Origin of the sequence: Pseudomonas guariconensis, from assembly GCF_900102675.1 — a bacterium.
Classification (GTDB): Bacteria; Pseudomonadota; Gammaproteobacteria; order Pseudomonadales; family Pseudomonadaceae; genus Aquipseudomonas; species Aquipseudomonas guariconensis.
In genome coordinates, this window is sequence record NZ_FMYX01000002.1 from 41,247 (window position 1) to 66,205 (window position 24,959).

The following is a 24,959-nucleotide window of genomic DNA, read 5'->3' on the forward strand; positions in this document are numbered from 1 at the left end:
CACAGCCTTGGCCTGCCCGCTACAATGGCGCCACTCTCCAAGCGGCCCTTCAGCCCAAGGTTTCACATGTCCGCACTGTCCACCGACTGGCACGACCGCCGTACCCACCGCAAGGTCTGGGCGCTGGCCGCGCCGATGATCCTGTCCAACATCTCGGTACCACTGGTGGCCCTGGTCGACAGCACCGTGATCGGCCACCTGCCCCATGCCCATCAATTGGGCGCAGTGGCGGTGGGGTCGACCTTGTTCACCTTCATGGTCGGACTGATGGGTTTCCTGCGCATGGGCTCTACCGGGTTCGCCGCCCAGGCTGCAGGACGCTCCGATGGAGCCGCTTTACGCCAGGTACTGGTGCAAGGATTACTGCTGGCCCTGGCCTTCGCACTGCTGATCGGCCTGCTGGCGATTCCTTTCAGCCAATTGGCGTTGCAGGCGATGCAACCGAGCGCGGCGCTGCACCAGTCCACCGAGGATTTCTTCCATACCCGTCTGCTAGGCCTGCCGGCGGCGCTGGCCAGCTACGCCCTGGTCGGCTGGTTCCTGGGCACGCAGAACGCCCGGGCGCCAATGGCGATCCTGCTGACCACCAACGTGCTGAACATCGTCCTTAACCTGTGGTTCGTTCTTGGCCTCGACTGGGGCGTGCTGGGCTCGGCGCGGGCCTCGGTCATGGCCGAATGGAGCGCCGCGCTGCTCGGGCTTGCCCTGACGCGTCCAGCCCTGCGCGCCTACCCTGGGCACATTGCCTGGGCCGCACTCAAGCGCTGGCAGTCCTGGCGGCCGCTGCTGTCGGTCAACCGCGACATCTTCCTGCGCAGCCTGGCGCTGCAGTTGGTGTTCCTGCTGGTAACCGTTCAGGGGGCGCGACTGGGCGAAGCCACTGTGGCGGCCAACGCCCTCCTGCTCAATGGCCTGATGCTCACCGCCTATGCCTTGGACGGCCTGGCCCATGCAGTCGAAGCCCTGTGCGGCCACGCCATCGGTGCCCGAGACCACCAGACCCTACGCCGCTCGCTGGTGGTGGCCTGCGGCTGGTCGCTGATCGTCAGCCTGGGTTTTGCCGCGTTGTTCTTGGTCGCAGGGCATCTGTTCATCGACCTGCAGACCGATATCGACAGCGTGCGCGTAGCGGCCTACCCGTTCCTACCCTACCTGGCGGTATTGCCGTTGATCGCCGTATGGAGCTACCTGCTCGACGGCCTGTTCATCGGCGCCACACGCGCACGGGAGATGCGCAATGCGATGCTGCTCAGCGTGGCGCTGAGCTTGCCCTTGGCGCTGGCGATGAGCGGGCTGGGCAACCATGGTCTGTGGTTGGCCTTTCTCGTATTCATGGGGCTACGGGCGATAACGCTGGGATGGGTGGGTTGGCAGCTGCGGCAACAAGGCCTATGGGTTCCATGAGGGACGGCGATGCGTCTGCATCACGACCTGGCATTGAGGCAATCAAAGGAATGCCCCAGAAACACCCTACCCAATAACCAGAACAAGTCTTCGTAGCTTGAGGCCATATCCTGCATCTGAAACAACCAAAGCCTCTTAACGTCGCCCACTCCCTCTTTTATCGACAGGACTTACTCATGCTTTCCCGTCAGGTCAGACGCTTGGTCGGCTCATGGCTGTTCGCTACTGCTGTCACTTTCCCAGCCCAGGCGGCCATGGCCGGCGACGACCCAATCCAAGAAGCAGCCCCGCAGATAGAGCGCACGCTCAAGGCGACAGTCGGATACTCGATTCATGACACCGGCACGGGTCGCTCCTGGCAGTATCGGGCCGACGAACGCTTTCCGATGGCAAGCACCGTGAAGCTTCTTTTGTGTTCGACGCTGCTCAATGAAGGGCAAGCGCTGATGACCCGATCGGTGCCTATTCATTCGCAAGACATCCTGGCCTACGCGCCGGTGACCAAAGACCTGGTCGGCACGCATGTACCTGCGGCAAAACTGTGCGCCATCACCCTCAAAACCAGCGACAACACCGCCGCCAATGCCGTATTCGAGGTCCTGGGAGGGCCCAAGGTAGTGACCGCTTTTGTCCGAGGACTGGGCGACCAGACCACCCGATCGGATCGAAACGAACCGAGTTTGAATGAGGTCATGCCTGGGGATGAGCGTGACACCACGACACCACGGGCCATGGCAAACACGGTAAAGGCATTGTTACTGGGAACGGCCCTGGACACACCGTCCAGGGCACAACTGACCGAATGGCTGAGCAACAACGAGGTGGGTGGCCCGCTTTTGCGGGCGGCAATCCCCAACGACTGGCAAATCGCCGACAGGACCGGCAGCGGAAGTTTCGGGGCGCGAGGCATTGCGGCGGTCCTATGGCCGCCGCGGGGCGAGGCGATCGTCGCGACCATCTACCTCAAGGACACCGAAGCTTCCCTGGATGAACGCAACGCCGCGATCGCCGCCATCGGCAGGGCCATGGTCAAGGCCGTTTCACCCTAGCCCGCGCCTCGATCGCTCCAGACGCTAGCGCATCGTGCGATCAGGAAGACAGGTACGACGACCGGGTCAGCCCCAGACGCAGCGCATCCAGGAACTGGGTACGCTCACGCGCCGTGATGCGGGCGCTGGCGACCTTGTCTCGGTAGTGCGTCATCAACTCCTCCGGCGAGAGGTGCACATAACGCAGCATGTCCTCGATGGTGTCGTGGGTCTCGATGCCGGCGTGGTACACGCTGCCATCGGCGTTCTGGTAGATGTTCACCGAGTCGGTGTCGCCGAACAGGTTGTGCATATCACCCAGGATTTCCTGATAGGCACCGACCAGGAACACACCCAGCAGGTAGTCCTCGCCTTCCTTGACCGCGTGCACCGGCATGCTGGTCTCGATGCTCTGTTCGTCGACGTACTGGTTGATCTTGCCGTCGGAGTCGCAGGTCAGGTCCTGCAACACGGCGCGGCGCATCGGTTCCTCGTCCAAGCGGTGCAGCGGGATGATCGGCAGCACCTGGCCGATGGCCCAGGTGTCCGGCAGGCTCTGGAACACCGAGAAGTTGCAGATGTACTTGTCGGCCAGCTTGTCGTTGAGCTCGTCCAGCACCTGGCGGTGCGAGCGTTGACGGGCCTTGAGCGAGTTGTGCAGGCGGCGGCACACGGCAAAGTAGCACTGCTCGGCCAGGGCTTTCTCGGCGAGGCTGATCTTGCCGTCAGCATATTGCGCGGCCACATCGCCCATGTAGTGGGTGGCGCGCCAGTAGGTCTCGGTGACCATCTCGATGTCGGTCGGGCCCAGCAGGTCGACCAGCCACTGCACGGTTTCAGGCAGCGATTCCTTGTTCTCGATGGTCGGCACTTCGTCGTTGTGCTTCTCGACGTCGGTCACCTGGATCACCAGCATGGCGTGGTGCGCGGTCAGCGAGCGGCCGCTCTCGGAGAAGATGTGCGGATGCGGCAGGCCTTGAGCGTCGCAGAACTCCTTGAGCATGCCCACCACCACGCCGGCATAGTCGTCCATGTCGTAGTTGATGGAGCTGGCGTTGCGCGAGTGTGTGCCGTCGTAGTCCACGCCCAGGCCGCCACCGACGTCGATGTGATCGACCGGCAGGCCCAGGGCGCGCAATTCGCCGTAGTAACGAATGGCCTCCTTGAAACCGTGCTGGTAGTCGGCCAGGTTGGCGATCTGCGAGCCCATATGGAAGTGCAGCAGGCGAATGCCCTGGTCGAGGCCTGCATCGCGGAAGCGCTGCACCACCGAGATCAGCTGTGCGGCGGACAAGCCGAACTTGGACTTCTCGCCCCCGGTGTCGGCCCACTTGCTCGAAGCCAGCGACGACAGGCGCACACGAAGGCCGACCTGCGGCTTGACCTTGAGATCGGCGGCTTCCTCGATCACCAGGGCGACCTCGGACTCCTTCTCGATAACGATGAACACGTTGTGGCCAAGCTTCTGGCCCATCAGCGCCAGGCGGATGAACTCACGGTCCTTGTAGCCATTGCAGACGATGGTCCCACCCTTGGGCGCCAACGCCAGGACCGCCAGCAGCTCGGGCTTGGACCCGGCTTCAAGGCCTATGGAAACGTTCTGGGTGGCGATGATGTTCTCCACCACCGCTTCCTGCTGGTTGACCTTGATCGGATACAGGGCCGTGTACTTGCTCTGGTATTCCAGGCGCGCGATGTTGGCATCGAAGGCGCCGGTCAGCTGGCGCACGCGGTCCTGCAGGATGTCGGGGAAACGCACCAGAAGCGGCAGCGACAGGCCGCTCTGGCGCAACTCGTCGACCTGCTCGTACAGGTCGATCGGGGCACTGTCCGGACCGTTGGGGCGCACTTCGACGCGCCCGGCCTCATTGATGGCGAAATAACCAGCGCCCCAATGGCGGATCCCATAAACACTGCGGCTGTCGGCCACGGTCCACTGGCTGCCATCATCTTTGCGTGTGCGTCGTACGGACATTCAAGTCCCCTGTAGATAAGTCGAAGACACTGCACCACGAGGGCGCGGATGCAGTGTAGAAACTGAAAATGACGATTCGTCCGTGCCAGGGGATAGACCCTTGCCACGGGAACGAGTTTAGAAAGCAATGGGCGAAAAATCGCGCGGGCCGGGATCAGCCGCCGGATTTCTTCGCCTTGAAGCCCTGCTTGGTCAACTCACCGAGCAGCAGCTCGACATGGTCGCCCTGGATCTCGATGACCCCGTCCTTCAGCGCGCCTCCGGTGCCACAACGGCGCTTGAGGTTGCTGGCCAGCTCCTTGAGCTGGTCGAGGGGCAGCGGGACGCCACTGATGGTGGTCACGGTCTTGCCGCCACGGCCTTTGCTTTCGCGGCGCACGCGGGCGATACCATCACCTTCGGGGATGACCTGTTGCTTGCAGATGCAGGCGTCCACCGGCTTGCCACAGTCCGGGCAATGCCGACCGGCATCGGTGGAGTAAACGAGACCGCCAAGGGCGGCGAAGGAAGAAGCTTTCTTGGCCACTTTTGTTCCTCTTTGCTGAGGACAAAAACTGGTCGGTGCCTGGGGCCAGGACCGACCGCGAAGCCCCACTCTGGCAGGGGCAGCGCTACTGCCGCAAAATCCTGCGACAGCCCGAAAAGGGCGCGCAGTGTAACGATAAATCTGCCGGTTGCTAAGTACCGGAATGCGCCATTTTTCGAATGTTTTGCGACCCTTCGCGAACAAACCCATTCCCACAGCGCTCAAGCGCTATATGAGCCTTGTGAGTGCGGGTTCACCTGCGTAAGAGCCGGCCCTGCCAACACAGCTATTTCAGACTGGCGGCGTAACGATCCAGCGCCGCCAGCGAGTCCGGACAGAACGACAAACGTCCACGATCGGCTTCTATCTGGGCAAGACTCATGAACCGCGCTTCACTGACTTCTTCGGGCTGCAGCTTCAACGGTGCATCGGAAACCGCCGAGAACACCGCGCACCATAGGCGGTTGTCCGGTTGATCGAAGTAGAACCGCTCGTGAAAGCGCAACTCGACGCCCGAGATACCCAGCTCTTCCTCCAGTTCACGCGCCGCCGACATCTCGTAACTTTCGCCGGCTGCCACCATGCCACCAGCTGCCACGTCCCAATAGCCGGGATACAAGGCCTTGCTCAACGTGCGCCGGTGCACGCACAGCTCACCGGCGCTGTTGAACAGCAAGATGAAGGTGCAGCGCCCGATCAGGCCGCGCTCACGCAGCTCGGCCCGGGGTAGCGCGCCGAGCAGTCGGTCGGCCTCGTCGACCCAGGCGACCGATTCACGATCGGAGGCCGCGCGATGCGCAGCCTCCTGTGGGCTGATGGTCATCCTCAGCCCTGCGACAGCAGTTGACGCAGATCGATGACAGCGGCGTTGGCCCGGGAAATATAGTTGGCCATTACCAGCGAATGGTTGGCCCACATGCCAAAGCCACTGCCGTTGAGCACCATTGGGCTCCACAGCGCCTCCTGGGAGGCCTCCAGCTCACGGATGATCTGGCGCACGCTGACCGTGGCGTTCTTCTTGGCCAGTACATCGGCGAAGTCGACCTCGATGGCGCGCAGCAGGTGCGACAGCGCCCAAGCCTGACCCCGGGCTTCGTAGAACACGTTGTCGATCTGCAGCCATGGGGTTTCCACCAGTTCCTCGTCGACCTGCGGCGCCTGGCCTGGAACGACCGACTCGGTCTTCAGGGTGCTGTTGAGCTTGACCCGACCGACACTGGCCGACAGGCGCTGGGACAACGAGCCCAGGCGGGTGGCCACATCACCTAGCCAGTTGTTCAGGTTGTCCGCGCGGGTATAGAAGATGGCGCCCTGGTCGCCGGCAGCCAGACGGCGCTGGTAGCGGCTGAGCGACTTGATGCCCTCCTCGAACTCCGATTCGCTCGACGGCAGGATCCAGCTCTTGTTGTCGAAGTTAAAGCGCGGCTCGGCCTTGGCCAGGTCCGCATCTTCGGTCGATTGCGACTGGGAGCGGGCGAAGTCCTTGCGCAGGGCGCGGGACAGGTCACGCACCTGGACCAGCACGCCGTATTCCCAGCTCGGCATGTTGTCCATCCACAGCCCTGGCGGGAAACGGTCGTTGGAGATGTAGCCGCCCGGCTTGTTCAGCAGGGTGCCGGCGACGGTCTTGAGGGTCTCGATGGTGGTATAGCCCACCACCATTTGCTGGCCGGTGCGCTCGGCAGCAGCCTGGGCGTTCTGCTGAACGGGGAACAGCTCCGGCTCCTGGCTCCAGTACCAACCGAGGCCGATGCACACCAACAGATACAGGCCGATCAGGGTGCCCAGGGCTCGGCTCCACAGCCCCCCCAGATAGCTACGTGCAGCGGCGCCACGGGCGTCGACGCGCTCACGGGGCTCGGCTTTGGCCTCGCGGTTTTTCCAATCCAGCATGGCGTTGTCCTTATCAGTCCGACAGTTCAGGGGCTTGGACCACCAGCCCCAGCCAGGGTGCCACGGCAAGCCCGCGTGGCAGCACTATAAAGCAGACACTGCCTTACGCATAAGCGACCAATCGGTCGGTAACTGAATATTCGTACCTGGGCAGACTTTGTTGACATGGCGCACTGGCCAGTCCAGAAATGAGTGCTAGCATGGAGCCATCATTGCACCTGCATAACCACACACCAACAAGCAGTCAGGACATGACCCAGCCAGCCGACCCGAGCCACGAGCGCCTCAAGCAGCACTTCGCCCAGCGGGTCATCCACCAGGCCCGACAGATCCTGGAGATCTGGCAGCGCCTGCAACGGGGCGAGTGGTCGGCTGCGGAGCTGGGCGAGCTGTGCGAGGCCAACCTGCGCCTGCAACGCTATGCCGAGCGCTTCGAACAACCCGAGCATAGCGTGCTCTCGACGGCGATCGGCCAGACGTTGCGGGCCATCGAGGCCAACAGCGCGCGGCTGAACTCGGAGCTGATCAGCGAGCTCAACCGCCTGATGCAGCGCCTCTCACGTACCGGCCTGCGCAAAGGCGACCAGCTCGACAATGTGCCCCTGCCACCCGTACGCAAGCCCGTCTACATCCTGCTTCAGGACCACGACCGAGCCGAGCGCCTGGCCCAGCAGCTCGAATTCTTCGGCCTGGGCGTGCAGGCGCTGTACAGTGCCGAGGCCTTCTGCGCCTCGATGCGTGAACGTTTGCCTTCGGCCATCGTGATGGATGTGGACTTCACTGGCCCAGGCCAAGGCCTGAAACTCGCGGCCCTGGCCCAGCAAGGGCTGGATCAGCACATCCCGCTGCTGTTCTTCAGCCACCACGAGACCGACACCCCCACCCGTCTGGCCGCCGTACGCGCCGGAGGCCAGGAGTTCCTGACCGGCACGCTGGAGGCCTCGAGCCTGCTGGAGAAAGTCGAGCTCTACACCAGCGCCACCCAGTACGACCCCTTCCGTGTGCTGATCATCGACGACTCCCGCGCCCAGGCCATGTATACCGAACGCCTGCTCAACGGCGCGGGCATGATCACCCGCACCCTCACCGAGCCGATCCGCACCATGGCCGAGCTGGCGGATTTCCAGCCCGACTTGATCATCCTCGACCTCTATATGCCCGACTGCACCGGCCCCGAGCTTGCCAAGGTCATCCGCCATAACGATCGCTACGTCAGTGTGCCGATCATCTACCTGTCGGCCGAGGATGATCTGGACAAGCAACTGGACGCCATGAGCGAGGGCGGTGACGACTTCCTGACCAAGCCGATCCGCTCACGCCACCTGATCACCACCGTGCGCAACCGCGCGGCCCGCGCCCGTCACCTCAAGGCCCGCATGGTGCGCGACAGCCTCACGGGGCTGTACAACCACACCCATATCCTGCAGTTGCTGGAAGATTGCAGCTTCCGCGCACGCCGCGAAGCGCAGCCGCTGAGCTTCGCCATGCTCGACATCGACCATTTCAAGAAAATCAACGATCGCCATGGCCACCCGATGGGCGACCGGGTGATCAAGAGCCTGGCGCTGTTTCTCAAGCAGCGGCTGCGCAAGACCGACTTCATCGGGCGCTACGGCGGCGAGGAGTTCGCCATCGTCATGCCTAACACCGCGCTGGACGCGGCCCACAAGGTACTGGACGAGATTCGCCGACGTTTCGCCGAAATCCTCTACCCGGCCCAGCCCCACGATCTCACGTGCACGTTCAGCGCCGGCGTGGTGCAACTGGACGACAACCTCGATGCCCTGACCATGGCCAGCGCCGCGGACGAGGCGCTGTACCGCGCCAAGCATGCCGGGCGCAACTGCGTGGTGCGTGCCACCTGCTTCTCCGACCGGCTTGGCCAATAAAGGCAAATAGCCACTTTTTTGTAAGGTCACGCCTTTCTCGTCATCACCTCGTCACAAAATCGCAATAACTTCAGGCACCTACCTCTCCACTCCCCGCCGGAAGTTCGCAGCTATGCGCCTGAAGTGGCTGACCAATTTCAATACTTTGCTGCTAGTGACCGTCTGTATCGCCCTGGGCGCGACCCTGTGGTGGTCGCAACGCGCCCTGGAGCGCCCCTATCAATTGATGGAGCGCTACCTGGATTTGTCCCAACAGTTCCAGCGTGATGCGGCGCGCAATATCCAAGCCTACCTGGGCAGTGGCGACGCCCTGCGCCATGCCGCCGCCATGGAGGCGACCAAGCAGTTGCAGGCCTCCCTGGCCGACTGGCCACAGGCGCTTTCGGACACGCTGCGCCCCAGCCTGGACCACCTGCAGACCTTTACCGCCAACGAGTTGCTCGCCGCCGGCAAGCTCGCCGGCGACCCGCAGGCCTTGCTGCTTCAGGCCGAACGTGAGCTGGGGGCCAATTTTGAGCAATTGGCAGCTTACGCCCGTGACAGCGCCAGCCCAGACGCGGGCCGGTACCTGACGCCCGTGCTGGACGCCTCGGTGCACCTGGGGCGCCTGTCCCTGGCTCGGGACAAGCTGGTCAGCAGTGGCCGTGCGGAGCTGGCCGACGAAGTCGAACGTGAACTGCAACTGATCCGCGCCCAAGCCCAGGCCATCGACACCCTACCACTGCTGGGCGTGACCCGCGCTGCCGAGTCCAACGCCGACGATTTCGCCGCCCTGATGGGGCTGCAGACACAGGCCAGCGAGCAACGCGAAGATGTGGCGGTGGGCCTCAAGCGCGAGCTGCAAAGCCTGCTGGCCCGCTACCCGGCCGAACTGCAACGCACCCGCGAACAGATCGAGCGCCGTACCGCCCTGGCCGCCAGCACAGGCGAGCGACTGGAAGCAGTGCAACAGGCCATCGCAGCCCTGGAGCCTGAGGTACGGGGCCTGCACGCCAAGATCGCCGGCGAAGTGCGTATCATCCAGGGTCTGATGATTGGCCTGATCCTGCTCATCGCCCTGCTCATCGACACCCTTCAACGCCGCTTGGCGCGCACTTTGACCGGCCTTGCCCCTGCCCTGTCGCGCTGGGCCGAGGGCGACTTCGCCCAGGCCATCACCTTGGGGCGCACCAACCGTGAGCTGCACGATATCCAGGCGTCGCTCAATCGCCTGCGCCAATACCTGGTGGACCTGGTCGGCACCCTGCGTCACAACGCCGAACAGGTTGCCGGCAGCAGTCATGCCTTGGCGGGAATGAGCACTGCCCTGCACGACGGCGCCGAGCGCCAGGCCGGTGACACCGCACAGATCCGCGATGCCTTGGGCGAACTGGAGGCGACCATCCAGCAGGTCGCGGGCGATGCCAGCGCCGCCGCCGAAGCCAGCCGTGATGCCGGGCGCGCCGTGGAACAGGGCCAGGCGGTGATCGGCCAGAGCCTGTCCGGCCTGCGTGCATTGGTCGATGAAGTGCAAGGCAACGCGCAGACGATCGAGCAATTGGCCGAGGAGTCGGCCACCATCGGCGGTGTGTTGACAGTGATTCGTGCGATCGCCGAACAGACCAACCTTCTGGCACTCAATGCCGCCATCGAGGCTGCACGGGCGGGCGAGATGGGCCGTGGCTTCGCTGTGGTCGCCGACGAGGTGCGCTCGCTGGCCCAGCGCACCACGGGGGCTACGGGTGAAATCCAGGGTTTGATCGACCGCCTGCAACAAGCCGCCCGGGAATCGGTGAACGGCATGCGCACCCAGCTCGAACACGCCGAGGCCACCGCCAGCCAGGCCCAGGCTGCCGATGGCGCACTCGATGAAATCGTCGGTGCCATCCGCACGATCGCCGACACGGCGGTACGCATCGCCGAGGTAACCGCCCAGCAGACAGGGGCGGTGAGCGAGATTCGCGACCACAGCGAGCGGATTCACGCACTGGGCGAGGACAACCTGCAACGCATAGGCGAAGGGCGTGAGCAAGGTGAGCAGTTGCTCCAGCTTGGCAGCGAGCTGAACACGGCGGTGCGGGCGTTTCGCCTCTGAGCGTCTCGGCACCTGAGCGGTTGCGTCGGCACTGACAACATGAAATCCAGCGGCCATGTGTCGCGCTGCCGGCCAACCAGGCCCCAATCGTGGGCAAGTCCGCTATGATGCGCCCACGTTTCACCTAGCGAGACCGCCATGCGCCGCCTGTTTTTCCTGCTGTTCCTGCTGCTGGCCAGCCCTGCCTTCGCCGCGGGCCTGCTCGACAACCGCCCCAGCGCCACCCTCGGCGCCGCCTCTCTGAGCAACAGCGCCGACTTCTTGCCTGTCCACGAAGCCTTCAAGCTCAGCCTGGTCCAGGCCGACGCCCAGACCGTCAAGCTACGCTTCGTCGCCACCGACGGCTATTACCTTTACCGCCACCGCTTCCAGTTCCGTACGGAGCCCGCCGACATCGCCCTGGGCCAGGCCGATATTCCCAAGGGCGAAGCCAAGCACGACGAGTTCTTTGGCGATGTCGAGGTCTACCACGGCGTGGTCGACATCCAGTTGCCACGCACCGATCCACGTGCCTTCACCTTGCTGGTGGGCTACCAAGGCTGCGCCGACAAAGGCCTGTGCTATCCGCCGGAAACCGAACGGCTGAGCATCGATGGCACCGGCGGGAAACCCGAGGCCGGCGCAGGTGGCGCCGAGCAAGGCTGGGGCTGGCAGTCACTGCTGCTGTTCTTCCTCGCCGGCATAGGCCTGACTTTCACCCCCTGCGTGCTACCGATGCTGCCGATCCTGTCCGGTGTGGTGCTGCGCGGGCAGGTGGGTGGCTGGCGTGGGCTGAGCCTGTCGCTGGCCTATGTGCTGCCGATGGCCGTGTCCTTTGCCATGCTTGGGGCGCTGATGGGCATGTTCGGCGCCAGCCTGAACCTGCAGGCACGCCTGCAGTCGGCGTGGGTGCTGGTGCCATTCGCGCTGTTCTTCGTGCTGTTTGCCCTGGCCATGTTCGGCTTGTTCGAAATCAAGCTCCCGCAGGCGCTGAGCAACCGCCTGGACAGCATGGCCAACCGCACCAAAGGCGGCTCGTTGCTGGGTGCGGCAGTGCTTGGCGTGCTGTCCAGCCTACTGGTCTCCCCCTGCGTGTCGGCGCCGCTGGCCGGAGCCCTGCTGTACATCAGCGCGAGCGGCGATGCATTGGGCGGGGCGCTGAAACTCTTCGCCCTGGGCCTGGGAATGGGCGCGCCGCTATTGCTGGTGGCCACCGGAGGAGCAGCGTGGCTGCCCAAGAGCGGCCCGTGGCTGAACACCGTCAAGAATGCCATCGGGGTTCTCCTGCTGGGCCTGGCCATCGGCCTGCTCAGCCGCGTGCTGCCGGGGCCTGCGACGTTGCTGTTGGTCGGTCTGCTCGCCGCGGGCGTGGCGCTGTTCCTCGGCGCCCTGGAGTTGGTGGTCAAGACCCCGCGTCAACGCCTGGCCCAATTGCTCGGCCTGGCCCTGCTGGTCTACGCCTTGGCCTGCTGGTATGGCGCCCTGAGCGGTCAAGGCGACCCCTTGCGCCCCTTGCCGCCCCCGGCAGTAGCCAGCCTCGACGCCAGCCGGGCCAGCAAGACCGACGCCTGGCAGACCATCACCACGCCCGCCGCACTGGATGCAGCGCTCGCCGACGCCAAGGCCGCCGGCAAACCGGTACTGCTGGACTGGTACGCCGACTGGTGCATCAGTTGCAAAGTGATCGAACACGAAGTACTGAGCGCACCACAGGTCCAATCACAATTGGGCGCGTTCAAGTTGTTGCGTTTCGACATCACCGAAAGCAACGCAGAGCAACGCACCCTGCTCGACCGCTACCAGCTGTTCGGCCCACCTGCGCTACTGTTTTTTGCAGCGAACGGCAGCGAACTTTCCGTTGATCGGGTCATTGGCGAGATAAACGCCGGCGAATTTGCGGCTATTCTGACGCGCGTGCGCGGCAAACTGGGTCTATAACTTCTCCGGACCGGGCAACTTCACTAAAGGAGTGACCAGACTTAATGATCTGGTCACATACTTTGCGCGAACCTCGGACAACGTGTTGGCTATTGCAGGGAACTGGACACCCGACGCCCTCTTGCGGCATAGTCGCCGCGCTCATGTCGTATTGCCCTACAAAACCCAAGGAATCGCAGATGGCAACCCTACTGGTGCTGCACGGCCCCAACCTGAACCTGCTCGGTACCCGCGAACCAGGCCACTACGGTGCCGTGACCCTGGCCCAGATCAACCAGGACCTGGAGCAGCGCGCCCGCGCCGCTGGCCACCACCTGCAGTACCTGCAGAGCAATGCCGAGTACGAATTGATCGACCGTATTCATGCCGCCCGCAACGAAGGCGTGGACTTCATCCTGATCAATCCGGCTGCTTTCACCCACACCAGCGTCGCATTACGTGACGCATTGCTGGCTGTGAGCATCCCATTCATCGAAGTGCACCTCTCCAACGTGCACAAGCGTGAACCGTTCCGTCATCACTCCTACTTTTCAGATGTCGCCGTAGGGGTGATCTGCGGTCTGGGTGCCACCGGTTATCGGTTGGCCCTGGAATCCGCGCTGGAATACCTGGCTGCCAACGCACAGCCCTGATGACACAAGGCTTTGGCCCTTCGGGGCCAGGGCTGTAGAGAAACGTTTTAGACACGTTTTTAAAATTAAGTCCCCGACCGAACCTTGGGAGTTGATGATTAATGGATATCCGTAAAGTCAAGAAGCTGATCGAACTGCTGGAAGAGTCTGGCATCGACGAACTGGAGATCAAGGAAGGCGAAGAGTCCGTTCGCATCAGCCGTCACAGCAAGACCCCGGCCGGCGCCCAGTACTTCGCCGCCCCGGCTCCGGCCGCTGCCCCTGTCGCCGCTGCCGCGCCAGTCGCTGCCGCTGCCCCGGCCGCCGAAGCCGCCGCTGCCGCTCCAGCCCTCAAAGGCACCGTGATTCGCTCGCCAATGGTCGGTACCTTCTACCGCAAGCCTTCGCCGACCTCGGCCAACTTCGCTGAAGTCGGTCAGACCGTGAAGAAAGGCGACACCCTGTGCATCGTCGAAGCCATGAAGATGATGAACCACATCGAAGCCGAGATCGGCGGTGTCATCGACGCCATCCTGGTGGAAGACGGTCAGCCGGTTGAGTTCGACCAGCCGCTGTTCACCATCGTTTGAACCGCGGAGAGCCAACGATGTCTGGGAAGCTCGAAAAAGTCCTGATCGCCAACCGCGGGGAAATCGCCCTGCGGATCCTGCGTGCCTGCAAAGAGCTGGGTATCAAGACCGTCGCTGTTCACTCCACGGCCGACCGCGAACTGATGCACCTGGGCCTGGCAGACGAGTCGGTCTGCATCGGTCCTGCATCGTCCAAGGATTCCTACCTGCACATCCCGGCGATCATCGCCGCTGCCGAAGTGACAGGCGCCACCGCCATCCACCCGGGTTACGGCTTCCTGGCGGAAAACGCCGACTTCGCCGAGCAGGTGGAGAAGTCCGGTTTCGCCTTCATCGGCCCTAAAGCCGACACCATTCGCCTGATGGGCGACAAGGTTTCGGCCAAGGACGCGATGATCAAGTCCGGCGTACCGACCGTGCCAGGCTCTGACGGCCCGCTGCCGGAAGACGAAGAGGTCGCCCTGGCGATCGCCCGCGACGTCGGCTACCCGGTGATCATCAAGGCCGCCGGTGGCGGTGGTGGTCGCGGCATGCGCGTGGTGCACAAGGAAGAGGACCTGATCGCCTCGGCCAAGCTGACCCGTACCGAAGCCGGTGCCGCCTTCGGCAACCCGATGGTCTATCTGGAGAAGTTCCTGACCAACCCACGCCACGTGGAAGTCCAGGTCCTGTCCGACGGCCAGGGCAACGCCATCCACCTGGGCGATCGCGACTGCTCGCTGCAGCGCCGTCACCAGAAGGTCCTGGAAGAAGCGCCAGCGCCAGGCATCGACGAGAAGGCCCGTCAGGAAGTCTTCAAGCGTTGCGTCGACGCGTGCATCGAGATCGGCTACCGCGGTGCTGGTACTTTCGAGTTCCTGTACGAGAACGGCCGTTTCTACTTCATCGAGATGAACACCCGCGTCCAGGTCGAGCACCCGGTCTCGGAAATGGTCACCGGCATCGACATCGTCAAGGAGATGCTCAGCATCGCCGCTGGCAACAAACTGTCGATCCGCCAGGAAGACGTGGTCATCCGTGGTCACGCGCTGGAGTGCCGTATCAACGCCGAGGATCCGAAGAAGTTCATTCCGAGCCCAGGCAAGGTCAAGCACTTCCACGCCCCGGGCGGCAACGGCGTTCGCGTCGATTCGCACCTGTACAGCGGTTACTCGGTTCCGCCGAACTACGACTCGCTGATCGGCAAACTGATCACCTACGGCAAGGACCGCGACGAGGCCATGGCTCGCATGCGCAATGCCCTGGACGAGATCGTCGTCGACGGCATCAAGACCAACATTCCACTGCACCGCGACCTGGTGCGTGATGAAGGTTTCTGCAAAGGCGGCGTCAACATCCACTACCTCGAGCACAAACTGGCCAACCAGGAGTGATCGCGTTAGCGTGATGCAAGAAACCCCGGCCCAGTGCCGGGGTTTTTATTGGGTGGTCAGGACACCAGATGAATCGCGATGGCGTTGTTCTCGTACTCGCTGGCCCTGTAGACACGACCCGCGCCATCGCTGACCTGGCCGCTGCGCAACTGGTACAACGGTTCGGCCCTGACTCGCGCTAGCACTCGGCCAGCCCTGCCGCTGATACCCGCGGCACCCGCGCGTGCTCCACGCAGAATCGGATCGTACAAGCCTGCTACCAAGTCGCCGGAGGTGGTATAGACCTGGGTCACACCGGTGCCCAAGTCCAATGTCATGCCATAGGTCTTGCCAAAGCATGAAGAGTACGACCAATGGTCCCACTGCGCGGATATCCCCTGGCGCCTGAGCACTGACCGGATCGGTTCGCCGATGCTCGTCCCTCCCAACCAATCCCCACCCGCCATCACGGCACGCACCTCCCCTGCTCCGGCACTCTGGATGCGAGACAGAACGTCCCGGATCGCGCGTTCGATGAGCCCGCGGATGTTATGGTCGAAGTGGATGACAGCGCCCCATTTGGTTGCCGGGTTGTACAGCGAAACAGCCACGCAGCTCTGCACATTGAGCGTGAACAGGTAGTTGTCCGCGCTGCTGGCCGACAACCGCCCGACCACCGCTTCGCCCTGCAGCGCTCCGCGAAGCGGATCAGGGCTCGTACCCTGGGCGACTTGCCGCACGTCGGTGATCCGCCCTAAGTCATGCACGGTGTTGCCCCCGCGCAGGCCTGTGCTATTGGCCACCCAACGACCATCTGCACTGCGGACGATGGCCTCCCGGTGAAGACTGTCGGGCCGGTTGGCCTTGATCACGCGCAGCGTGCCATGTTCCACGTCCCTCTCGACCTGGAAGTACCGCCCCTGGTGGCGGACGAAGTGCCGGACCCCAGGCGCCTCGCTTGATGCGCCGATGCGGTAGGTGCCTTGCCAGATGCCCACCTCGGTGACTTCCTGAAGGTTCGCCGGCTCACCCTTGACCGCCCACCGCTTGTCCAAACGCATCGAAGGAGCGCGCCTGCAGCTGGCAGAGGACACTTGCTTGATCGCCAGCATGTGCCGTGTTTCGTCCAGCAACGACCTGACCGCTCTGAGCGAAAACCCTGGCAGCACGATCATCAGCCCCAACAAACCCCAAGAGGCGAGCAACCACTGTTGCAGGGCATGCGCGGTGTCCTTGCGCGTGTGGGCGATAATCGCCGAGCGCAGCGGCGCCGCGACAAAATAGGCGCCCAGCAACGCTGCGAACGGCGGCGAGACGAGAGAAAGCGGCACCAGCGCGTACAACAGCCCCTTGGCGACTTGCGTGCGAATCACCTCGAAGTGGCTGCTCGTCACCTCATCGACATCCGCCAGCGCATGTTCGATATAGGCCTCGTATTCAGCAGCGATGGTGATGACGTGCTGAAGGCCGCGCAGTGAATCTCGGGAGGCACTGCCCGAAGCCAGGGCAATCAGGCGTTGTTCGACCTTGCGCCTGCCCGCCAGAGGCGCCCGCGCAAGCAGGTAATCGTTTGCCACCCCTGACATCTCATGCCCCAGTGTGCTGTATCGGCTGAACAAACGACCGTTCGGCTCCGCCGGCGCATACAGCCAGTCCTGGGCTTTCCCCTCCTGGATGTGGCGGAACACATAGCACCCCAGGATGACGTACCCCTCGATGGTCAGCCGAAAGATCCCATCGTGATTGGCCACTTGTTCGGAAGACCCGCTTGCCTTCTCTTTTTTTAGCGTGCGTCCCAGTTCAGTGACCAGACGCGTCAGCGCCTCGTAGGTCTCAAGATCGATCTCTGCGCGACCATGCGCAACTCGCAAGTCACGATCCATGCCGCTCAGCAGGGCACTGCCGAACAGCTGCTGGTAGTTCGCATACTCCACCGAACCGGCCAGCAGGAAGCGCTCACGCACATGAGCAATGTACTTTTCTCCCACATAGGCACCACGCGCGTATCGGGCAAGGTCGGCGCTTCGCAGCGCAGATAGGTCCTGACCGACAAGCGAGCGCACGCCTCGCTTCGGGTGGTCGATACCCGAATTGTCGTCATAGCCATAGCAGACCACGTCGAGCAGATTGACAGAACGTGTCGTCCCATCGGCCAATGTCGTGCTCAAGTCGAAGACGATCGATTCCGGTGCCACCGGATCGGTGATGCCCTGCTTTACCAGATACGGCTTGATGGCTTCGCCCACCGTACGTCGGGCAAAGTCCTGAAAACTCTCATAGTCTTTCAGCACCTCGATGAATGCCTGCTCAGCGCCACGGGCCTCGTTGCAAAGCAGGTTGATCACCCGACGCTCTTCAATGCCCAGCACGCTGTACCAACGAGGCGACTCGCTGGCCTGCACTTCGTGCTCGCGTATCGTCATGCGCGCCCGAACGCCTTCTTCGATACAAGCCTGATAACCCCGGCTCGCGCTGCGAAGATCGCGGGTCAGATCCCATGCAGCGGGCAGTGACTGGATGTTTTTGATTTCCAAGACAGCCCTGTCGCGCTGCTCCCCGGGCAATTGCGACAGCAGGTAGTCTTGGCCAGCCGCCTCTTTCATCCAGCCACCAATCTCGGCGCTGAGCATGCGAAGGGAGCTGAGCTCGATCCACTCCTGTCCGTCCGGCTTTGCTGGCGCATACAAGAACAGGCTGTCCAAGACGCCTTCTTGGCTACGAAAGAACACCAACAGGTCACTGCAAACCATGCCGTCGAACAGCTCGATGGCACTGACCTCCCACTCAGCCTGATTGCCCTGCCGCAGGGATGACAACCGGGCATGATGAGCGTCCTGCAGATGCCCTGCATACACGGCGCGTTGCGCGCTGTACTTCAGGCCGAAATCATAGGCATCGAACAGCGCCTGCTTGACCTCGGCTGCTTCGTGGCGCTTGGTCAGCGCTGGCAGGTAGGTTGCCTTGGCATCGACGCTGGCCGCCAACTCGCGAATCTGCGCTGCGCTCGGTGGCGGGCACAAAAGCGAGGTGTTGGTGATATCACTGAGCTCATATAGCTGGTCGATATTCAGCGCCCCTTCCGCCACCAGCTCAGTCAAGCTCAGCGATTTCCCGTCCTGCAGTGAGGCGCCTCGCCTTCGCCGCTTGAATGTAATCCGGTCAGCGAGCAGCGGTGCGTCAAAATGCTCGTCCAGATAGTCTTGCGCACAGCGACTGGCGTGGCGCTGCAGCGAACGCACATCGCCCAGTGCGCGACCCGCTTGGTCCTGCGCATCCTGCCAGTCTTCCCAAGCCTTCTCCAGACAAGCGCGCTGGCTTTCATCCAGCAATTTGTACCAATGTGGAGAGTGGGATTTGGTCACGCCATCGACCGCTTCACGCTCGGCTTCGGTGGCCAAGCTTGATAACGCCAACTGCTCATGCCACTGGTTTTCGTGCTCACCGAGCTGCGCACGCAGCCTCTCCACCGACATGTCGAGAAGCGCTGCCGACTCCAGCGTGGCCTTGATGCTCTGGCAATGCGCTTCCACTCGCTCGGCAACACGGACGAGATACGCTTGCCGCTGCACAAGCCCCTGGGGCGCCACCTGCCAGTAACGGGTCAGGTAATCCTGGTAATTATCCAGAAGCCGGGTGCTTGCGCTTTCCACGAGCTGGACCATGACATCCCGGCGCGTCTCGGGTATTTCCTGAACGACACGCCCATCCGGACGATAAGGCGCGTGCAACTGCGCATCGAATACCAGCGGCCTCTGATCGATTCGATGTTGCAGCGCCGCATCGAGCAGGTCGTGCGGCAAACGCGGATCGATAGCGTCGCTGTAATGGGTTTTCAACTCCACCAGAAGATTGTTCTCGGCGACCTCGAAGAAGGTTGACTGATCGTTCAGCCGTCGCTGGAAATGCTCGGCCCAGACAATGAGGCGCTCAAGGATAGGCGAGCTGGTCGTGGAGACAGGTGGCGAAACGGATGCACTCATGACGATCAATCCTGATTGAGAAGCTACCAAGGATTGGTCTGGACACCGACCGACATGCGGTAGCAAGCAACTACCCGCGCCGGAAACCGCCAATGCACGGAATGCACAAACCCCACGCACTCAAGTAAACTGCCAGGCTACGCGCAGCCCTGGGCTGCCCCTGTCGATTTACCAAAGGTGCCCGCCATGCCCTGGCTGCAAGTTCGCCTGGCCATCAGCCCAGACCAAGCCGAAACCTACGAAGACGCCCTGCTCGAAGTCGGCGCCGTCTCGGTGACTTTCATGGACGCCGAAGACCAGCCCATCTTCGAACCGGACCTCAACACCACTCCGCTCTGGTCGCACACTCACCTGCTGGCCCTGTTCGAGGCTGACGCCGAGCCCGAAGCGGTGTTCGCCCACCTGCGCCTGCTGACCGGCGCCGAGTTGCCCGAGCACCACGCCGAAGTGATCGAAGACCAGGACTGGGAGCGCAGCTGGATGGACAACTTCCAGCCCATGCGCTTCGGCCGGCGCCTGTGGATCGTGCCAAGCTGGCACGAGGCCCCGGAAAAAGACGCGGTCAACCTGCTGCTGGACCCAGGCCTGGCCTTCGGCACCGGCACCCACCCGACCACCGCCCTGTGCCTGGAGTGGCTGGACGGCCAGCAGCTCGAAGGCACCCAAGTCCTGGACTTTGGCTGCGGTTCGGGGATTCTCGCCATCGCTGCCCTGCTGCTGGGCGCCCGCGAGGCGATCGGCACCGACATCGACGTGCAGGCGATCGAAGCCTCGCGTGACAACGCCCAGCGCAACGGCATCGCCGACGAGCGACTGGCCCTGTACCTGCCCGAGCAGATGCCCGCCATGCAAGCCGACGTCCTGGTCGCCAACATCCTGGCCGGCCCGCTGGTCTCGCTGGCCCCGCAACTTTCCGGCCTGGTTCGCCCCGGAGGCCTGCTGGCCTTGTCCGGCATCCTTGCCGAGCAGGGCGACGAAGTAGCCGCTGCCTATGCTGCCGACTTCGATCTGGACCCAATCGTCGTGCGCGACGGCTGGGTACGCATCAGTGGTCGCCGCCGCTAGGCCCACCTAGACTTAACCACCTGCATAGCCCGGATTGCCGCATGACCGACAGTTTCGTCACCCAGTGCCCTCATTGCCAGACCAGCTTTCGCGTCACCTACCAGCAATTGAGCATGGCGCGCGGTGTGGTGCGCTGCGGCCACTGCCTGCAGGTGTTCAACGCTGCCAAGCAGTTGCTGGAGCAGAACCGGAGCGCCGACACGCCTGAGGCGGCTAGCCCGCCACCAGCACCAGCGCCAGCCCCGGTCGCGCAACCGGAGCCGGCCCTGCCGCCTCAGGACGTGCCTGCGCAGCCGGCACCGAGCCCGCAACAGGACGATTGGGCGGTCACCGCACAAGCGCTGGATGATTTGGACCTGGACCAGGAACTCGCCCGTCTCGAGCGTCGCGAACCCCACCGGGAGCGCCAGGCGCCATCACGTGAAGAGGCCTTGCAGGCCCGCCGCGATGACCATCGCCACGATGAGCACGCGCACGAGCCCTTCGGCACCGCCACCGATCATGTGCCGGAGCCGCCTTCCGCCGAAGCGCCTGCCCCCGTGCTGGTCGAACAGGAAACCCTCGATCTGGACCTCGAGCCGGCACCCGGCGAACGCACCGAGCCGACCTTGGGCGGCCTGGACCTGGACGACGACGAGCCTCGCCCACTCACCCAGGACGCGCCGCGCGACGTCCTTGCCGACGCGCCGCTGGCACCACTCTCGATCCACGACGACATCCCTGAGAAAGGCCTCTCTGCCCGCGACGACGACGAACCCGGCAGCCTGCGCCTGTCTGCACGTGATGACGACGAGCCAGACGATCTGCATGATGAGCGGCCGGAGCCGATGCTGGCCGCCAAGGCCGAACGTCCTTCCCGCAAGGAGCCGCTGGTGCATGTGGTGGACGACCCATTGCAGCTAGACTGGCAAAAGGCCAAGCCAAACGGGTTCAAGCGCCTGCTGTGGGGCCTGTTGACCCTGCTGGCCGCAGGGCTGCTGGTCTTCCAGTACATCGCCTACCACTTCGATGAAATGGCCCGCCAGGACCAGTACCGTCCCTGGTTCCAGCAGCTGTGCCCGATGCTCGGCTGCACAGTGCCGACCCGCGTCGACATCTCCCGCATCAAGAGCAGCAACCTGGTGGTGCGCAGCCACCCGGACTTCAAGGGAGCCCTGATCGTCGATGCGATCATCTACAACCGCGCGCCGTTCGCCCAACCTTTCCCACTACTGGAGCTGCGCTTTGCCGACCTCAACGGCCAGTTGATCGCCAGCCGTCGCTTCAAGCCCAGCGAGTACCTGTCGGGTGAGCTGGCCGGGCGCGGCGAGATGCCCAGCCAGACCCCCATCCATATCGCCTTGGACATCCTCGATCCCGGCCCGAAGGCCGTTAATTACAGCCTGAGCTTCCGCTCGCCGGAATGAAAAGCAGCGCTCGTTAGCAAGCTTCAAGCCACAAGAAAAACGCAGGCCAATCAACGATTGGCGTGAAGCTTGCGGCTTGAACCTTGCAGCTAGAAGCGTCTCGTTATAAGCCCGCAGCTGTTCAGATTTTATCCAGATTCATCTTTATCCAGTCATCGAGAGCGGGTATCATGCCAACCCTTTTTCGGACTCCCATGATTCGGCCCCACAACAGGGAACACCTATGTCGGCGGTACGCATCGGCCCTTACACACTGCGAAACAACCTGATCCTCGCCCCCATGGCCGGGGTGACGGACCAGCCTTTCCGTACACTTTGCCAACGCTTGGGCGCCGGCATGGTGGTTTCGGAGATGGTGACCAGCGACATGAGCCTGTGGAACAGCCGCAAATCGCGCCTGCGCCGCATCCATGAAGGCGATCCCGAGCCTCGCTCGGTGCAGATCGCCGGTGGCGATGCGCAGATGCTGGCCGCGGCGGCCCAGGCCAATGTCGAGGCCGGCGCGCAGATCATCGATATCAACATGGGGTGTCCGGCAAAAAAAGTCTGCAACAAGGCGGCAGGCTCTGCTTTATTGAGAGATGAAGCCTTGGTCAGCGAAATCCTCCACGCCGTGGTCGGCGCGGTGGACGTTCCGGTGACCCTGAAGATCCGCACCGGCTGGGACCGGGCGAACAAGAACGGCCTGACCGTGGCGAAGATCGCCGAACAGGCCGGCATCCAGGCGCTTGCGGTCCATGGCCGTACACGCGCCGATCTGTATACCGGCGAAGCCGAGTACGACACCATCGCGGCGATCAAGCAGGCGGTGTCGATCCCGGTTTTTGCCAACGGCGACATCACGTCGCCGGAAAAGGCCCGGGCGGTGCTGGACGCCACCGGCGTCGACGGCCTGCTGATCGGCCGTGCCGCCCAGGGGCGGCCGTGGATTTTCCGCGAGATCGAGCATTACCTGCGCACGGGCGAGCACCTGCCTGCCCCGGCGCTGGATGAAGTGGAACACATTCTGCTGGAGCACCTGGCTGCACTGCATGCCTTCTATGGCGATGTGATGGGCGTGCGTATCGCCCGCAAGCATGTGGGCTGGTACCTGGCAACACGACCTGGCGCCAAGGAGTTTCGCGCCCGGTTCAACGCGCTGGAAGACACACAAGCGCAGTGCGCCAACGTTCGCGCGTTCTTTTGCGAACGTCGAGAGAGCCTTGAGACAGAGGACGGACAAGGGGTGGCCGCATGACGATGATGACCGAGACATTAGTGAGTGGAACAACGCCCGTGAGCGACAACGCCAACCTGAAACAGCACCTCAATACGCCGAGCGAAGAGGGCCAGACCCTTCGCGACAGCGTGGAGAAGGCGCTGCACAACTACTTCGCCCACCTGGAAGGCGCGACCGTCACGGACGTCTACAACCTGGTGCTGTCGGAAGTCGAGGCACCGCTGCTCGAAAGCGTGATGAACTACGTCAAGGGCAACCAGACCAAGGCCAGCGAGATGCTCGGGCTCAACCGTGGCACCTTGCGCAAGAAACTCAAGCAGTACGATCTGTTGTAATCCGAATCCCAATCAGAAAAGGCGGCTCTCCCAAGAGGCGCCTTTTTTGCTGAAACCACCGCGTTATGGAATCCGAAATGACCGACCAGACTACCCGCCTGCCGATCCGCCGCGCCCTGATCAGCGTCTCCGACAAGACCGGGATCCTCGAATTCGCCCGTGAACTGCAACAGCTGGGCGTCGAGATCCTGTCCACCGGCGGCACCTACAAGCTGCTCAAGGACAACGGCGTGAACGCGGTGGAAGTGGCCGACTACACCGGCTTCGCTGAAATGATGGATGGCCGGGTCAAGACCCTGCATCCGAAGATCCACGGCGGCATCCTTGGCCGCCGCGGCATCGACGACGCCATCATGAACGAGCACGGCATCAAGCCGATCGACCTGGTCGCCGTCAACCTGTACCCGTTCGAGGCGACCATCGCCAAGCCAGGCTGCGACCTGCCGACCGCCATCGAGAACATCGACATCGGCGGCCCGACCATGGTCCGTTCCGCGGCGAAGAACCACAAGGACGTCGCCATCGTGGTCAACGCAAGCGACTACGCCAGCGTCCTGGAAAACCTCAAGGCCGGTGGCCTGACCTACGCCCAGCGCTTCGACCTGATGCTCAAGGCCTTCGAGCACACTGCCGCCTACGACGGCATGATCGCCAACTACATGGGCACCATCGACCAGGCCAAGGACACCCTGTCCACCGAAGGCCGCAGCGAGTTCCCGCGCACCTTCAACAGCCAGTTCGTCAAGGCCCAGGAAATGCGCTACGGCGAGAACCCGCACCAGAGCGCGGCGTTCTACGTCGAGGCCAAGAAGGGCGAAGCCAGCGTCTCCACCGCTATCCAGCTGCAGGGCAAAGAGCTGTCGTTCAACAACGTGGCCGACACCGATGCGGCGCTCGAGTGCGTGAAGAGCTTCGTCAAGCCGGCCTGCGTCATCGTCAAGCACGCCAACCCGTGCGGCGTGGCCGTGGTACCGGAGGACGAAGGCGGCATCCGCAAGGCCTATGACCTGGCCTACGCCACCGACACCGAGTCGGCGTTCGGCGGCATCATCGCCTTCAACCGCGAACTGGACGGCGAAACCGCCAAGGCCATCGTCGATCGCCAGTTCGTCGAAGTGATCATCGCGCCGAAAATCTCCCAGGCTGCCCGCGAAGTCGTGGCTGCCAAGCAGAACGTGCGACTGCTGGAGTGCGGCGAGTGGCCAGCCGAGCGCGCCGCTGGTTGGGACTTCAAACGCGTCAACGGTGGCCTGCTGGTACAGAGCCGCGACATCGGCATGATCGGTGCCGACGACCTGAAGATCGTGACCAAGCGCGCCCCGACCGAGCAGGAAATCCACGACCTGGTCTTCGCCTGGAAAGTGGCCAAGTTCGTCAAGTCCAACGCCATCGTCTACGCCAAGCAGCGTCAGACCATCGGCGTGGGCGCCGGCCAGATGAGCCGCGTCAACTCCGCCCGCATCGCGGCCATCAAGGCCGAGCACGCCGGCCTGCAGGTTCAGGGCGCGGTCATGGCCTCGGACGCCTTCTTCCCGTTCCGTGACGGCATCGACAATGCGGCTAAAGTGGGTATCACCGCCGTGATCCAGCCAGGTGGTTCGATGCGTGATGCCGAGGTTATCGCTGCCGCCGATGAAGCTGGCATTGCGATGGTATTCACCGGCATGCGCCACTTCCGCCACTGATTTACGGCAA

Annotated in this window: 17 protein-coding genes and 1 pseudogene; 13 read left to right on the forward strand and 5 right to left on the reverse strand. The window is 63.2% G+C overall.

Annotation, left to right across the window (positions count from 1 at the left end; genetic code table 11):
* The first annotated feature begins 66 nt into the window (after nt 1-66).
* Both BLS27_RS03115 and bla read left to right on the forward strand, forming a co-directional pair.
* Nucleotides 67-1,404, forward strand: coding sequence for an MATE family efflux transporter (locus BLS27_RS03115; protein ID WP_043207892.1), 1,338 nt, complete (start codon nt 67-69; stop codon nt 1,402-1,404).
* A gap of 176 nt (nt 1,405-1,580) precedes the next feature.
* Entirely contained in the window at nt 1,581-2,453 is an 873-nt protein-coding gene (gene bla / locus BLS27_RS03120) for a class A beta-lactamase (RefSeq protein WP_090343118.1), read from the forward strand.
* Between the two features lie 40 nt (nt 2,454-2,493).
* On the opposite strand, the gene speA is transcribed toward bla, so the two are convergent.
* The 4 genes from speA to BLS27_RS03140 form a co-directional block, all read right to left on the reverse strand.
* On the reverse strand, nt 2,494-4,407 hold the full coding sequence (speA, locus tag BLS27_RS03125; protein WP_043207896.1) for an arginine decarboxylase: 1,914 nt from the start codon (nt 4,405-4,407) through the stop codon (nt 2,494-2,496).
* Between the two features lie 154 nt (nt 4,408-4,561).
* Nucleotides 4,562-4,933, reverse strand: a complete 372-nt coding sequence (locus BLS27_RS03130; RefSeq protein ID WP_043207898.1) for a translation initiation factor Sui1 — start codon at nt 4,931-4,933, stop codon at nt 4,562-4,564.
* 286 nt (nt 4,934-5,219) lie between these two features.
* Nucleotides 5,220-5,756: an NUDIX hydrolase gene (locus BLS27_RS03135; RefSeq protein ID WP_043207901.1), complete on the reverse strand. Its 537-nt coding sequence runs from the start codon at nt 5,754-5,756 to the stop codon at nt 5,220-5,222.
* A gap of 2 nt (nt 5,757-5,758) precedes the next feature.
* On the reverse strand, nt 5,759-6,826 hold the full coding sequence (locus BLS27_RS03140) for a DUF2333 family protein (RefSeq protein WP_070572707.1): 1,068 nt from the start codon (nt 6,824-6,826) through the stop codon (nt 5,759-5,761).
* A 251-nt stretch (nt 6,827-7,077) separates the two neighbouring features.
* On the opposite strand from BLS27_RS03140, the gene BLS27_RS03145 reads away from it, so the two are divergent.
* The 6 genes and pseudogenes from BLS27_RS03145 to accC all read left to right on the forward strand — a co-directional run bounded on the left by BLS27_RS03145 (nt 7,078) and on the right by accC (nt 15,280).
* Complete coding sequence (locus BLS27_RS03145) at nt 7,078-8,715, forward strand: diguanylate cyclase (protein WP_090343121.1); 1,638 nt, start codon at nt 7,078-7,080, stop codon at nt 8,713-8,715.
* A 1,558-nt stretch (nt 8,716-10,273) separates the two neighbouring features.
* Nucleotides 10,274-10,789, forward strand: a pseudogene (locus tag BLS27_RS24145) (methyl-accepting chemotaxis protein); the annotation flags it as partial.
* A 138-nt stretch (nt 10,790-10,927) separates the two neighbouring features.
* Nucleotides 10,928-12,706, forward strand: a complete 1,779-nt coding sequence (locus tag BLS27_RS03155) for a protein-disulfide reductase DsbD (RefSeq protein ID WP_090343127.1) — start codon at nt 10,928-10,930, stop codon at nt 12,704-12,706.
* A 179-nt stretch (nt 12,707-12,885) separates the two neighbouring features.
* On the forward strand, nt 12,886-13,338 hold the full coding sequence (aroQ, locus tag BLS27_RS03160) for a type II 3-dehydroquinate dehydratase (protein WP_070090423.1): 453 nt from the start codon (nt 12,886-12,888) through the stop codon (nt 13,336-13,338).
* 101 nt (nt 13,339-13,439) lie between these two features.
* On the forward strand, nt 13,440-13,907 hold the full coding sequence (accB, locus tag BLS27_RS03165; RefSeq protein ID WP_043207908.1) for an acetyl-CoA carboxylase biotin carboxyl carrier protein: 468 nt from the start codon (nt 13,440-13,442) through the stop codon (nt 13,905-13,907).
* A 17-nt stretch (nt 13,908-13,924) separates the two neighbouring features.
* Nucleotides 13,925-15,280: an acetyl-CoA carboxylase biotin carboxylase subunit gene (gene accC, locus BLS27_RS03170; RefSeq protein WP_043207909.1), complete on the forward strand. Its 1,356-nt coding sequence runs from the start codon at nt 13,925-13,927 to the stop codon at nt 15,278-15,280.
* A gap of 56 nt (nt 15,281-15,336) precedes the next feature.
* Here the strand turns inward: accC and BLS27_RS03175 are convergent, their stop codons facing one another.
* A complete protein-coding gene (locus tag BLS27_RS03175) occupies nt 15,337-19,239 on the reverse strand; it encodes a hypothetical protein (protein ID WP_090343129.1) in 3,903 nt (1,300 codons plus the stop codon).
* Nucleotides 19,240-19,425: 186 nt separating this feature from the next.
* Here BLS27_RS03175 and prmA point away from each other — a divergent pair, with 186 nt between their 5' ends.
* From prmA to purH, 5 genes are all read left to right on the forward strand, one after another.
* Nucleotides 19,426-20,304: a 50S ribosomal protein L11 methyltransferase gene (gene prmA / locus BLS27_RS03180; RefSeq protein WP_043207910.1), complete on the forward strand. Its 879-nt coding sequence runs from the start codon at nt 19,426-19,428 to the stop codon at nt 20,302-20,304.
* Nucleotides 20,305-20,345: 41 nt separating this feature from the next.
* On the forward strand, nt 20,346-21,710 hold the full coding sequence (locus BLS27_RS03185) for a DUF3426 domain-containing protein (RefSeq protein ID WP_090343133.1): 1,365 nt from the start codon (nt 20,346-20,348) through the stop codon (nt 21,708-21,710).
* A gap of 223 nt (nt 21,711-21,933) precedes the next feature.
* Nucleotides 21,934-22,947, forward strand: a complete 1,014-nt coding sequence (gene dusB / locus BLS27_RS03190; protein WP_043207912.1) for a tRNA dihydrouridine synthase DusB — start codon at nt 21,934-21,936, stop codon at nt 22,945-22,947.
* Nucleotides 22,944-23,264 (forward strand): DNA-binding transcriptional regulator Fis, encoded by a 321-nt coding sequence (gene fis, locus BLS27_RS03195; protein ID WP_008093076.1) that lies wholly within the window; start codon nt 22,944-22,946, stop codon nt 23,262-23,264. The genes dusB and fis overlap by 4 nt, the downstream gene beginning before the upstream one ends.
* A gap of 77 nt (nt 23,265-23,341) precedes the next feature.
* Nucleotides 23,342-24,949, forward strand: a complete 1,608-nt coding sequence (purH, locus tag BLS27_RS03200; protein WP_090343136.1) for a bifunctional phosphoribosylaminoimidazolecarboxamide formyltransferase/IMP cyclohydrolase — start codon at nt 23,342-23,344, stop codon at nt 24,947-24,949.
* Nucleotides 24,950-24,959 lie beyond the last annotated feature (10 nt).

Coding starts and splice junctions, on each gene's coding strand:
- aroQ (WP_070090423.1), top strand. CDS start 12,886: ATGGCAACCCTACTGGTGCTGCACGGCCCCAACCTGAACCTGCTCGGT.
- BLS27_RS03155 (WP_090343127.1), top strand. CDS start 10,928: ATGCGCCGCCTGTTTTTCCTGCTGTTCCTGCTGCTGGCCAGCCCTGCC.
- bla (WP_090343118.1), top strand. CDS start 1,581: ATGCTTTCCCGTCAGGTCAGACGCTTGGTCGGCTCATGGCTGTTCGCT.
- accC (WP_043207909.1), top strand. CDS start 13,925: ATGTCTGGGAAGCTCGAAAAAGTCCTGATCGCCAACCGCGGGGAAATC.
- BLS27_RS03185 (WP_090343133.1), top strand. CDS start 20,346: ATGACCGACAGTTTCGTCACCCAGTGCCCTCATTGCCAGACCAGCTTT.
- dusB (WP_043207912.1), top strand. CDS start 21,934: ATGTCGGCGGTACGCATCGGCCCTTACACACTGCGAAACAACCTGATC.
- fis (WP_008093076.1), top strand. CDS start 22,944: ATGACGATGATGACCGAGACATTAGTGAGTGGAACAACGCCCGTGAGC.
- purH (WP_090343136.1), top strand. CDS start 23,342: ATGACCGACCAGACTACCCGCCTGCCGATCCGCCGCGCCCTGATCAGC.
- BLS27_RS03115 (WP_043207892.1), top strand. CDS start 67: ATGTCCGCACTGTCCACCGACTGGCACGACCGCCGTACCCACCGCAAG.
- BLS27_RS03175 (WP_090343129.1), bottom strand. CDS start 19,239: ATGAGTGCATCCGTTTCGCCACCTGTCTCCACGACCAGCTCGCCTATC.
- speA (WP_043207896.1), bottom strand. CDS start 4,407: ATGTCCGTACGACGCACACGCAAAGATGATGGCAGCCAGTGGACCGTG.
- BLS27_RS03135 (WP_043207901.1), bottom strand. CDS start 5,756: ATGACCATCAGCCCACAGGAGGCTGCGCATCGCGCGGCCTCCGATCGT.
- prmA (WP_043207910.1), top strand. CDS start 19,426: ATGCCCTGGCTGCAAGTTCGCCTGGCCATCAGCCCAGACCAAGCCGAA.
- BLS27_RS03140 (WP_070572707.1), bottom strand. CDS start 6,826: ATGCTGGATTGGAAAAACCGCGAGGCCAAAGCCGAGCCCCGTGAGCGC.
- accB (WP_043207908.1), top strand. CDS start 13,440: ATGGATATCCGTAAAGTCAAGAAGCTGATCGAACTGCTGGAAGAGTCT.
- BLS27_RS03145 (WP_090343121.1), top strand. CDS start 7,078: ATGACCCAGCCAGCCGACCCGAGCCACGAGCGCCTCAAGCAGCACTTC.